The 12549-nt window shown below is 51.0% G+C and carries 7 protein-coding genes and 1 tRNA gene; 1 reads left to right on the forward strand and 7 read right to left on the reverse strand.

Translation table 11 applies throughout. The features are described from left to right. Nucleotides 1-65: 65 nt before the first annotated feature. From GJT30_07130 to GJT30_07155, 6 genes are all read right to left on the reverse strand, one after another. On the reverse strand, nucleotides 66-554 hold the full coding sequence (locus GJT30_07130) for a DUF456 family protein (GenBank protein ID MSM39376.1): 489 nt from the start codon (nucleotides 552-554) through the stop codon (nucleotides 66-68). Nucleotides 555-653: 99 nt separating this feature from the next. Beyond that, nucleotides 654-3716 (reverse strand): restriction endonuclease subunit R, encoded by a 3063-nt coding sequence (locus GJT30_07135; protein MSM39377.1) that lies wholly within the window; start codon nucleotides 3714-3716, stop codon nucleotides 654-656. 15 nt (nucleotides 3717-3731) lie between these two features. After that, nucleotides 3732-5603 carry a site-specific DNA-methyltransferase gene (locus GJT30_07140; protein MSM39378.1) on the reverse strand — a complete coding sequence of 624 codons (1872 nt, stop codon included), beginning with the start codon at nucleotides 5601-5603 and terminating at the stop codon, nucleotides 3732-3734. Nucleotides 5604-5625: 22 nt separating this feature from the next. Next, nucleotides 5626-6282, reverse strand: a complete 657-nt coding sequence (locus tag GJT30_07145; protein ID MSM39379.1) for a DUF4391 family protein — start codon at nucleotides 6280-6282, stop codon at nucleotides 5626-5628. A gap of 2 nt (nucleotides 6283-6284) precedes the next feature. Continuing rightward, nucleotides 6285-9557: an ATP-dependent helicase gene (locus GJT30_07150; protein ID MSM39380.1), complete on the reverse strand. Its 3273-nt coding sequence runs from the start codon at nucleotides 9555-9557 to the stop codon at nucleotides 6285-6287. Nucleotides 9558-9616: 59 nt separating this feature from the next. Next, nucleotides 9617-10348 (reverse strand): DUF2726 domain-containing protein, encoded by a 732-nt coding sequence (locus GJT30_07155; GenBank protein MSM39381.1) that lies wholly within the window; start codon nucleotides 10346-10348, stop codon nucleotides 9617-9619. Nucleotides 10349-10751: 403 nt separating this feature from the next. Between GJT30_07155 and GJT30_07160 the strand changes: the two genes are divergently transcribed. After that, entirely contained in the window at nucleotides 10752-12368 is a 1617-nt protein-coding gene (locus GJT30_07160) for a mechanosensitive ion channel (protein ID MSM39382.1), read from the forward strand. An 87-nt stretch (nucleotides 12369-12455) separates the two neighbouring features. Here the strand turns inward: GJT30_07160 and GJT30_07165 are convergent. Then, nucleotides 12456-12545: transfer RNA gene (locus GJT30_07165), tRNA-Ser, on the reverse strand. Nucleotides 12546-12549 lie beyond the last annotated feature (4 nt).

Below are 12549 nucleotides of genomic sequence, written 5' to 3' on the forward strand. Positions count from 1 at the left end.
CGTTCCCCTGCCGGGGTGAAGAAGCAGCCGGGGATTTTCACCACAGAATTTGTCCGGAATGCCTCTCAGAACAGCCGGACGACCAGGAACAGGCCGATCATGGCAATGCCGATGGCGAGTTTTCCGGCCACACCGATGGCCATCCCGACCACGGTACCGAACCCGGCTCTGCTGGCCTGATCCAGGGTGCGCTGCAGCGAGAGCTCGCCGATGACCGCGCCGGCAATCGGGCCGAGCAGGATTCCCGGCACACCGAAAGCCATCCCGACGAGTCCGCCCAGCACCGCCCCGACCATGGCACGTTGGGAGCCACCGTATTTCCGTGCCCCCAGGGCCGTTGCGGCGAACTCCACGAGATAGGTAAGGCCCGCCATGCCCGCCAGGGCCAGCAGCGTCCAGAGCCCGACAAAACGGAAGTTCTCAGCCCAGGCGCCGAAGAGCAGCCCGAGGAACAGGAGCGGCGCCCCGGGTATCAGCGGCAGCAGGAGCCCGGCCAGACCGGTAAAGGTCAGGATTGCCCCTATGATCCAGAGTAGCAGGGATTGGTCATTCATTGTGTTGGGTCCTTAGTGACAAGTTAAGTATCCTGTCCTCCGATCCCCTCCATAAATTAATTTGAATATTGTGGCCTTATTTCTGCTGAGATAACTTGTCTACATCACAATATCCATCAATTTCCCATAATCAGTGACAACATCATATTTGACCTGATCCGTGGTGATACCGGCAAAGAACTTCCTGGCGCAGTCGATCTTGCATTCCTCAATTTTCCGCAGTTCCATCGATGACATAGAGCCTTTTGTCTCGGCTACGAAATAGATGTGCTTTACCGCTCCCTCTTTAAAGGCTATAGCCCAGTCAGGGTTGTAGTTGCCGACAGGTGTCGGGATGAAGAACCCTTTGGGCAGCTTGGCATACACAACAACTTCGGTGCTCTTGTCCAGTTCAGCTACAAATGCCTTTTCGTTCTTGGAATCGGTAAAGACGTAATCATACACATGCCGCTCGGTCTTTACCGCACGGCTGAAGTCTTGCTGCTTATCTACGGTGAAGATGTCGGTCAGTTCGTGCCGGTCATCCACGGGGTTATAGGTCAGGTGTTCAACAACCATTGTTGCTTTCTGCTCATTGATGATCCTGGCTGACTTAATCATAAAATCTTCGGGGTTCTGGCGATACTGAGAGAACACGGTGGGGTTAATGGCTTTCAGTATTGCGGCAACGGTACTTCTGGTTAGATGGGTATCTTCAGCCAGTTTGCCGATCAGGTCATATTTGACAGCAGAATTTACCGAACTGCTCATGAATCCGGTCGAGTTTTCCCTTACCTGGAAGCCGTCACCACTTTTCAGGGCATCATAGGAAACAGAATCACTCTGCTGACCAGCCGTAATGGTGTATTGCAGCTTTGTTACCCGCAATTCCCTATCAAGGGTAGTCACACATTTCTTTATCAACTCAGGAGAATCAAAATGCACGGTGTAAGCGGCTTTGCGGTTGATCCTCTCCCACAGAGCCTTGAACTCGGCCTTGTCGAGGTTCTTGTTCAAGAGGTTTGGCTTTGCCTTGCGTCCGTCCTCAATGCCTGGAAGTGCTGCATCACTAAAGACGCTATCTATCAACTGAACGATCTGGGGAGCATACGGGGCAAGTTCTGGCGGTAACGGTGCCAGGGTATCGGTCTTTTTGGCTTCATGATAGGCGGCAGTAATGTTGTCGTTATCGTCGGTGTAATCGTTCTTCGCAAGATAACGGAAAATTTGATTAGCCATCTGAGGCGTAACCTTGATATCACCTGTATCGGTCTTAATTACCTTATCAGTAAAATACGCAACATCAGCCTTACGGGGTCTGGCAGATAACGATTCCGATATTTCCTTCTGCAATCCAGCGGTGAAATCTTTATAACTTTCGCTGGCAACGACAGTCAGAAGGTTAATCTCATGGATATTTGCACCGCTATCGACTCTATCGCCATTCTGATTGACACAGAGGCGCAAACCACGCCCGACTTCTTGCCGTTTGCGGATACTGCTGTCACTATGCTTCAGCGTGCAGATAACAAAGACGTTGGGGTTGTCCCATCCCTCACTCAGGGCTGAATGGGAGAATATAAAGCGGACTTCTCGTTTGCGACGTATTTCGGCACTGTCTTTTTCTGTTGGGAACTGAAGCAATGACTCCTTGTCCTTCAGAATCAGATCGTAAGCATCCACATCATCAGCTTCGTCACTTTTTGCTTTCATGTCCGGATTAACGAGACGGTTCGTTTTCTTGTCGATTGAAAAATAGCCATGATGGGTATTTTCTGGCTTGATGCTGTTCAAGTATTTCCGATATGGCTCATCATGAAGCAGCGGAATATCATTCAAGGCATCCTGATACTCTTCTTCAAACATCCTGGCGTATTCCCCAGGCTGTTCAATACCATTCTCGTAACTCCGATATTTTACAACTTCATCAATAAAGAATAGCGACAGCACCTTAATGCCCTGGTGAAAAAGGGTCTGCTCCTTTTCAAGATGCGCCTTGATTGCCTCACGAATCTGAATGCGGCGTAGGGTTGATTCACTGACATCGCCTGTGGCCTCGCCTGCCTCCAACCCCTCGCCGTTAACGAACGTGACGGAATCTTTCGTTGCGTCAATATCGGCAATGACAAAACCCTTGTACTGTTCCAAGCCGCCAGAGAGTTGATAGAGGTCGTCATTCTTGTTGAACTTCTTTGCTATCCGCTTGATGCCGGTCTGCTGCTTTACCTCAAACTCGATACGGGCAACCGGCGGGTGGGCTGAAATATGGATCGAATCTAGGTAGAGATAGGCATTGGTGCCGGTCAATCCCTTGACGGTGATGCCTCGAACCTCAATCTTTTTGACCAGCTTCTGATTGTAAGCGTCCAAAGCATCCAGGCGGTGAATTTTATTGTGCTCGGTCTTATGGGTTGCCGAATAACGCAGGATTGCCAGCGGATTGAACTTCACCATTGATTCAGTTGTCTTGGCACCTTCTAGCTTCTGCGGTTCGTCAAGGATCATAATCGGGTGATTGCCGGCAATAACGTCAATCGGCTTTCGTGACTGAAAATCATCCAGCTCTTCATAAATGCGGCGTGCATCCTTACCGGTGGCATTGAACGCCTGGACATTGATAATCATGACGTTTATGCCGCCATCAGACGAAAACTGTTCCAGGTGATGCAGTTGCTTTGAGTTGTAGATGAAGAACCGTGCCCGCTTGTTGTATTCCTCCATGAAGTGCTCGGCGGTAATCTCGAAGGATTTGGACACACCTTCACGAATCGCAATAGACGGCACAACTACGATGAACTTTGACCACCCATAGCGGCGGTTCAGCTCAAACATGGTCTTGATGTAGCAGTAGGTCTTGCCCGTGCCGGTTTCCATCTCAATATCGAGATTGACAGGACATACCTTGGTGCTGACCAGCTTGGTGGATAGGGGAAGGTTCTGCCGTTGTTGCACGGCCTGGATATTGTCGAGTAATGGCACTGATTTTAACAGTTCACGGTTCTTGAAACCGGACTGCGAAAAATCAAAACCGCCCTGGGTTTGTCCCGTTGCGTTTGACTTACCACCATTGCCAGGGTCAATGCGGTAGGTGACACCCTCGGTTTTTGGCTGTCCGATAAAGCAATCGGTAACGGCATTGACGGCATCCGTCTGAAAAGGCTGTTTTTTGAATTTCAGTTTCATAGCTATCCCCGTACCTTAGATTGATTTCACTTCAGTTACAGGGGATAAGCTCTTGAAAATCTGCTCGACATTGATCTTGACGCTATCGCTGCCAAAGGCATCATCACGGAAGACCGCACGCAATGGCTTATGTGCTGCCAGCTTCTTGACCAGTTCTTCGTTGATACCGGCATCGAAACAGGCAATCAGGGCATTGGTGTCAACGCGGAAGACGGTTTTGCCGTCAATGGTTTCTTTGGCGATGGGTAATGTGAGGTCAAGCCCCCAGTCTATGAATACCTGGAAAAGCAGGTCTTCAGTGCTGCGGTCTGGCTTGATGTGATCTTTGAACAGTTCCAGATTATCCTGCTTCAGTTCATCAGGGGTGTAATAGACATCCTTCATGTTGGAGGTATCTACTTTTAGGACACGGAAACCCGTGTCAAGATTCTGTGCGGTGAGGGGGTTTTCTTCTTTGATCTTTTTACCAGCACGTCGGATACGTTCTTTGCCGATTTCAGCAATGGTCTTGTAACCGGCTTTGAATGCTTCTGATTTTTCATCACAGACTTCAGGAAGTTGTACCATGATAAATTTGCGGTTGCCGTTATCTTCGGCGTTTAGTTGCATGACCGCTTGAGCTGTTGTGGAGGAACCTGAGAAAAAATCTAAAATTAGATCATTTTCAGCAGAACCAGTAGTGATGATAGTTTTTAGTAATTTAATCGGCTTAGGGAAGTCAAACACATCCCTATTGAACAAGTCTCTAGTTTCTTTAGCAGAATCTTGAGAAAAACCATAAGAATCCATAATGGTTGGAAGTGTTGATCCCTGCCTAACTTCAGATAAATATCTTTTTAAGAAAGGTGTCCCCGTGTTTGTACGAAACCCAATTCTTCCTTCAGACATAAATTGGTTTATTTTTTCTCTGTTATACAACCAGCATTTATTTTGTGGCGGATTATAGCTTTCTTTAGTCACAGGGTTCTCAATAGGAAAAACGCAAGATTCTGTAAGCCTACCACCTTTCCCATTCGCACTGAGATCAGAAGCTACCCAAGGGCCTAATGGGTCATTGTCAGGGTTTGAATATCGAGAATTGAGTTCTTCACTTCTTGGCTGTAAGTGTAAACGTAGAGTGTCCATATTTCTCGAATACATCAGCAAGTATTCATGATTTTTCCCAACAACTCTATCATTTGGGGCAGTTGCTCGTCTTTTCCAAACAAGAGTTTCAACGAAATTATCTTCACCGAAAATTTCATCGCATACTCTACGTAGATTTACGATTTCGTTATCATCAATAGAGATAAAAATTACCCCGTCATCTTTTATAAGATTACGAGCCAACTTTAGTCTTGAATACATCATGCTCAACCAGTCAGAATGGAAACGTCCATTAGCCTCTGTGTTGGCAATGAGTCGATTATCTTCTTCATCAGTCTGATTTGAGCGTTGGAAAAATGATTTTGTATCTTCTGCAAAGTCATCATCATATATAAAATCATTCCCCGTGTTATACGGCGGATCAATGTAAATCATCTTGATCTTGTTCAGATATGTCTCCTGAAGCAACTTGAGCGCATCCAGATTATCCCCTTCGATGTAGATATTGCGGGTATTGTCAAAATCAACGCTCTCTTCTCGGCACGGGCGTAACGTCTTGGCAATAGGAGCATTGGCAGTCAGAATAGCCTCGTTCTTCCCAGGCCAGTTCAAGGTGTATCGCTCCCGTGGCCCTTCAACCAAGCTGGACGATAGTTCCTGCCGCAACAGGTCAAAGTCAACCACCCGCCGTACAGTGCCGTTTTCATCCCTGTCTTCAGTTATACAGTTGGGAAAGAGTGTGGCGATTTTTTCAACATTGGCATCAACCAGATTCGGACTCTGCATCTTCAGGCTATCCATAGAATTTCCTCTTGTATCGAGATTATGATTTCGTCAATGCGGTCAGTTGCGATTGCAGGCTCCGCACCTTGGCGTTCAACTCCACCTTGCGGTTAAACTGCTTCTCGCTGTTCATCTTTGCTTCAAGTGCCTTCAGCTCCCGCCGATACTTCCGAATCTGCCTGATCCGCTCGACAAGAGCTGCCAGCGATTCCCCGTTGCATGGCGGCAGGTCAATATAGGTAAGAAGCATCTGCTCATACAGTGCTTTCAGGTCAAGAGCAACCGGAAGAGGCGTGGCTGGTATCGTGGCATCAGTCCAACCGGTTTCAAAGTATTCCTCTATTACCCACGTTCCTGATCCATCTTCCGCAGGTCGCTTAAAAGCCGCAATACCCTTCACCTGATCGTCATAGCGCAACTGAAAGAATATCGGGTAAGGAATCGCTTTATCAATAACTGCCAGAACATCGGTGCTGAGTTCCGGTTCCTTGAGGTCAATCTCGAATATCTGAATTTCCGTGAAGCCATCCCGTGCAGCAAGGTTCGTGGTTTCCGGTGCTAGCTTGTATTTCCAGATGATCTCGCTGATCTGTGAGACAAACTTCTCCTTAACCGATTTGCTCGGTTTGGCATTGGCGTACAGCTTGTTTTTTGGTACTGGCCGGTTGACCGCCGCTTTTGCCGGGTAGATGAACATAATCAGATGTTATCTCGTACCACCAGGAAGGATATCAGCTCAAAATCATCAAGGCCGCTGATGGTGTTCAGGAGTGCGGAAGTACCACCACTGCTGAATAGGGAATCTATGTCCTTTTCTTCCTTCAGGTCGATCATGGAGTGAATCGCCTGCTCCAATAGCCGGGAATAGGTCTCCATCTTCCTGCCATCGCGGGTTTCCTGATTGAACGGCCCATACAGCTCGGGAATCGGTTCCGGCTTGCCTTTGCAGGCAGAGCGGAGCAGGTCGAGTATCCGTTTGACTTCGGTATGGTTGATGACAACCTCACCATTGATGTTGATGTAGACCAGATAATAGGGGTGAAGGCGGTTCATCTGGTTGACGTTGATGCCGTTATCAGTGTTGCGTAATACGAATATGACACCAGGGAGAAGTCCCTTTTCAGGATCAGCCGCAATGAGCGCGTGCATCCCTTTGGGTGCTTTGTCCAGATTGCCATTTGTCTTAACGTAATTAACCAAATCCATGCGGAAGTCATTCAGGCCAAGATCGGTAATTGAGACGCCGGTCTTCACATCCTCCAGGTCAATCACTTCATCCTGGAGGCGTTGCAACTGCTCTTTACGGAAAGCCAGGTCGTTGGCCTCGGCACTCAGTACGTTATCGTCTCCCGTAGCGGTAACGTCGGCAATCACCATGCGACTCTCAACTCGGTTCTTCAGGTTGATGTAGTCATCAAGCGAGATGTCCGGCCAGAAGTTTACCAGCTGAATACAGGTATTCTTTGATCCGATACGATCAATACGTCCGAACCGTTGGATGATGCGCACGGGATTCCAATGGATGTCGTAGTTGATCAGATAGTCGCAATCCTGAAGGTTCTGGCCTTCGGAAATGCAGTCAGTACCGACCAAGACATCGATCTCCGCCGGTTCCTTCGGCAATATCAGTGACTTTTCCTTGGAGACCGGAGAAAACAGGGTAAGCAAAGACTGGAAATCGTAACTATGCTTGAGGGTGGACTTGCAACTGTCGCTGCCGGTCACTTTTGCGGTGTGCAGCCCAAACTGTTCTTTGATGAATGGTCCCAGATTATCGTAGAGATATCCGGCGGTATCGGCAAAGGCAGTAAAGATGATAACCTTCCTGTTGCCTTGATTGATCGGTTCCTGCTGCTTCCGTGTAATGGTTTTTTTCAGGGTCTGTAGTTTGGCGTCATCAGACGGGGTAATTTTTGCCATCTCACCGAACAGTTCGGACAGAATCTCCAAGTCGTTGCCAAGATCGAAGCTCCACGATTCAAGATCCATATCAGCCAAGCTGACTTTTACTTTGCCGCCGATGCTGTCATCACCATTACCGGAGATATCCATCTCGTCTTCATCGGCATTTTCGAACGCTGCTGCCACATCATCAAAATTGTCATCAATGCCGGTCTGCTTGAACTTCTGAATCTTGGTCAGTGTGGCTTCATGCTTTTCCTGCAGCATCTGTAAAGTAAGCCGGAATGCTTCGACCGAGCTTTCCAGCCGCTTCAGCAGGTTCACTGTCATCAATGCCTGAAGACTCTTTTCACGGTCACTCTGTTTAAGCCGGGAAATGCCACCTTTTACCTGTGTGTCGTATAGGGCTTCATATTTGCCAAGCCGACTGGCCAAGATATAGCGAAACGGCGCATAGACCGCCATGCTCAAGGCAATCAGACGATTGAAGATGTCATTGAACCCGATGACATCGGCACGTTGTGTCAAGGGGCTGTGATATGAAATCGGTTTGAGACGCTGCGGGAATGGCCCAATGTCTTTGGTATCGTAAAACTTCTGAATATGCTTGCGAGAGCGGGCAATGGTTACGCTGTCCAGCATCTCGAAGAAATCAAAGTCCAAGGCATTCAGTATCGCTTCTGGAGTACGGTCTTCAGGTGGCAATTTAGCCCATACGTTGAACGTTCCCTGAGCACGTCGGAATATTTCGTCAATATCGCGCTCGGTACGGAGCTTCTTATCAAGACTTTCTGACTCACCCTCATAGGCAAGAGCAAGCTGGTTACGCAAGTCATTGAAGCGGTTGTTGACCGGTGTTGCCGACAGCATCAGCACCTTGGTCTTGACCCCTTCCTTGATAACCTTGTTCATCAATCTCTGGTAACGGGTCTCTCGGTCCTTATATGCGTCGTTGTTACGGAAGTTGTGAGATTCATCAATAACCACTAGGTCATAATTGCCCCAGTTGATTCGGTCGAGCCGAATGCCCAGTGAGTAGCCACGGGAGCGTTGCAGGTCGGTATGGCACAGGACATCGTAATTGAAGCGGTCCTTGGCGAAGATGTTCGTTACTAGATTTTGGTTATAGTTCTGCCAGTTGTCGGCAAGCTTCTTCGGACAGAGTACCAGCACGGACTTGTTACGCAGCTCGTAATATTTCATAACTGCCAGGGCGGTGAAAGTCTTACCCAGGCCAACGCTGTCAGCCAAAATGCAACCATTGAAAGTTTCCAGCTTGTTAATGATCCCGATAGCAGCATCTCGCTGGAAGTTGAAAAGCTTCTTCCAAATCAGGCTGTCCTGATAGCCGGTAAGGTCATTGGGCATGACATCTTCGGAGACATCTTCGAGAAATTCATTGAAGATGTTGTAGAGGATCAGAAAATAAATCGATTCAGGCGAATTTTCAGTATAGACGGCCGCGATATGCTCACAAACCTGGTCGGTGATATCGCGCACCTTCTGGTTGTCATTCCAAATCTGGTTGAAAAGTTGGAGGTAAGCTGTTGTCATTGCCGGATCAGTCATCTTGTTGACAAAATTTGATACGGCATTGCCTCGCTGATAGCCGAGATCAACAGCTGTAAAGCCGCTCAGCGGCATGTAGACCGAATGATCCTGACCATTACCCACGCAGGCGTACTGCTGCATCGGCACATTGGCGCAATTGGATTTAAACTGGACCTTACGCCTAATCCAATCAGCACATTCCTTTGCTATGGCTCGCTGGGTCAACTCATTCTTAAGCCGCAGCTCAAATTCGGACCCATAGAGGCTGGTTTCCCTCTGCAACTTCGGGATAAAAAATTCGCGCTTCTCTTTTCCCAGTTTATCGGTGATCTGTTCGGAGATGAAGGTAGGGGAAGTGAATACGAATTGGAGGGAATCAATCTGCTCCAGTTCTTTTTTCAGGGCTTCATAAGCGTATATCGAAAAGCACGACGCAGCGATCTTTAGCTTTGAATTCGGCTTTACAGTCTCTTTGAGATTGTCGCCTAGCAGAGAGCTTATGTTATCGATGATTTGCATCTAGGTTTTTCCTGCATCAGGATTGCGGAAGCAACTTACCAGTTTTGTCGTAATTGATCTTATTTGTTCTCTATTGGCGCCACCTGCCGACACGTGGGAAACTGCGAACAGGCCCAAAACCACTTCCCCGCATGCGGCCCGTTCTTTGCCTGCCGCTTTACCATTACAGCGGCACATTTTGGGCAGACCGGGGCGACCTCCTCTGGTTGAGGGAGGCTATCATGCGCCGTCACTGGTGGTTCGGGCTGTTCGGGGGCAGGCGCTTCTTCTGTCGCTACAGGCGCGGGTGAATCAGCGGCAAGCTTGAACTCCTCTACCAGCTTCGCGCGGACCTCCTGAATCGCATACCCCTTCTTGGCCGGAATGTGTACTACCGGGATCATTGCCCCAGCCAAGGCCTGATCCACAAAATCATCCCGCCCGGCCCGATCTGCCCGTGCATGGGACTGGTCATCGAGCTCCACTACGCCGACGACGGCAAGATCCGCCGCCGAGCATACCACAAAATCCACATGCTTTTGCTGAATCTTGTTCTGGGCGGTTGTCCGCTTGCTGTTGGAGAGCCCTCTGGCCGGCTTGACGAGATCACCCAGCCGCACCTTGCCGAAAACCCGGTAACGGCTGTCAAGCGCCTGTTCTAACACGCCGAGAAACGAACGCTCAGCCGCGGAAAAGAGGGGACCCTTGCTCTCAAAGGCTAACCCATCAGCCTGGGGAGCCTGCTTTGCCTTGAGAGCAGCAACCAGAGCCACGATAACGAGAACAACCACGACTACGACAAACAGGTTCATCGCAAGAACACCCCGATACGTGAAAGTAAAGCACAGCTGTGTAAAAAATCTTTACTGAGTAAAAAAATTTTACACCCCCAAAAAGCGAAAAACCCGCCTTTGGGGCGGGTCAGGGTGTGTCGATATGGATCTGGTCCGGGCTGAACGTCATGACATGACTCCAGACGTTGTATTGGCAAGGATTTATGAGCATATATCACATATCTCATTTATCTGTCGAGGGATTTCTTCCCCTGACCCGTGGCGGAGGCCCGGCGCCAGAACTGCAGGCTGCTGCAGAACCGGGACCGGCAGACGGGTCGACGTCGGCCATGCCGCCCCGAATTGGACGACCCGGAATACGCACGTTATACTTGCTGTTACTCTGACAGCCGGTATCTGACCCACTCGAAACGGAAACCTTATGTTCCTGCTCCTGGTGCGAAGCATGGTTTTTCTCGTGATGCTGCAGGCTTCTGCCTGGGCTCTGGATGCACCTGCGGCTTCCCCGCAACGGTCGGGGGTGACGGTGACGATCCTCAACCGGCCGGTCGCCGTGTTCCGCGCTCCTTTGCTGGGAGTGCCGGTGGAGGAGCGGGCACAGCGGGCAGAAGAGGCGCTGCGGCGGCTTTTGGGCAGTTCACAGGGGGGCGCGCTCCGGGTTTCGAGCCAGAAGATCCCGCAGGGATATTCGATCATGATCGATGGCGTTCTGGCGTTCATGCTGACCCCTGAGGACAGCGATCCGCTGACTCGGGAGACGCCGGAGCAAACGGTGCAACAGACCGTTGCCGCCCTCGAACAGGTGGTACGGGAGACCCGCGAGTCACGGGATCTGTCGTCGCTGGCGAAGGCGTCCGGATACGCACTGGCGGCAACCGTTGTCCTGATCCTGGCGATTTGGGGGTTGAACCGTGCACGGAGGTGGCAGACAGCACGCCTGCTGCGGCTTGTACACCGCCATGCCGAGCGGCTTTCGGTGGGCGGAGAGGCGATCATCCGCAAGGACAGGCTTTTGGTGCTGGTCCAGCACGGGGTGACCGTCGCCTACTGGCTGATGGTGCTGGTACTGACGTACGAATGGGTCGGCTTTACGCTGGGGCGTTTCCCGTACACCCGTCCATGGGGGACGCGGCTGAACCAGTACCTGATCGATCTCGTGCTGAAAGGGGGCATGGCAGCGATCAGGATGCTCCCCGATCTGTTCGTCGCCCTGTTGATCTTCCTGCTGGCCCGATTTGCCGTGCAGCTGGTCAGTGCCCTGTTCAGCCGGATCGAGCAGGGGCAATTCGAGGTGACCTGGCTCGACCGGGATACCGCACGTCCGACCCGCCGGCTGGTTTCGGTGGCAATCTGGCTGTTCGCCTTTGTCATGGCCTATCCCTACCTCCCCGGTTCCGGTACCGAGGCATTCAAGGGGCTGTCGGTGCTGGTGGGGCTCATGATCTCGCTGGGGGCGTCGAGCCTGGTCGGGCAGGCTGCCAGCGGCCTTATCCTGATGTATACCCGTACCATCAGGCAGGGTGAATATGTCGAAATCGCCTCGCATCAAGGGACCGTCGTCGAACTGGGGCTCTTTACCACCCGGATCCTCACCGGCCTCGGAGAGGAACTGACGCTCCCCAACTCCCTGATCCTGAACAATGTCTCGCGAAACTATTCCCGGACGGTCAAAGGCAACGGGTATATCCTCGACACCACCGTTACCATCGGCTACGACACGCCCTGGCGTCAGGTGCATGCCATGCTGATCGAGGCGGCGGCCCGTACTCCGGGCATTCTGAAGGCTCCGCCGCCCCAGGTCTTCCAGACCGCCCTGTCCGACTTCTACCCGGAGTACCGGCTGGTCTGCCAGGCGATACCCAGCGAACCGACGTCGCGCGCTGCGGTCATGAACACCCTGCACGCCAATATCCAGGACGTCTTCAACGAATACGGCGTCCAGATCATGTCTCCCCATTACCGGGGCGACCCGGCAGAGCCGAAGGTGGTGCCCAGGGAACGCTGGGCGATTCCCCCTGCAACGGAGGAGACCAGGTAGCGTCCGGGCTGCCGGACATCCGCGGGGAAAAATGGTGTCGCAAACAACAAGGGGTTACGGCCTTATGACCGTAACCCCTTGTTGACATGGCGGAGAGATAGGGATTCGAACCCTAGGTGGAGTCACCCCCACACTTGATTTCGAGTCAAGCGCCTTCGACCACTCGGCCATCTCTCCGAAA

Source organism: Geobacter sp., assembly GCA_009684525.1.
Taxonomy (GTDB): Bacteria; Desulfobacterota; Desulfuromonadia; order Geobacterales; family DSM-12255; genus Geoanaerobacter.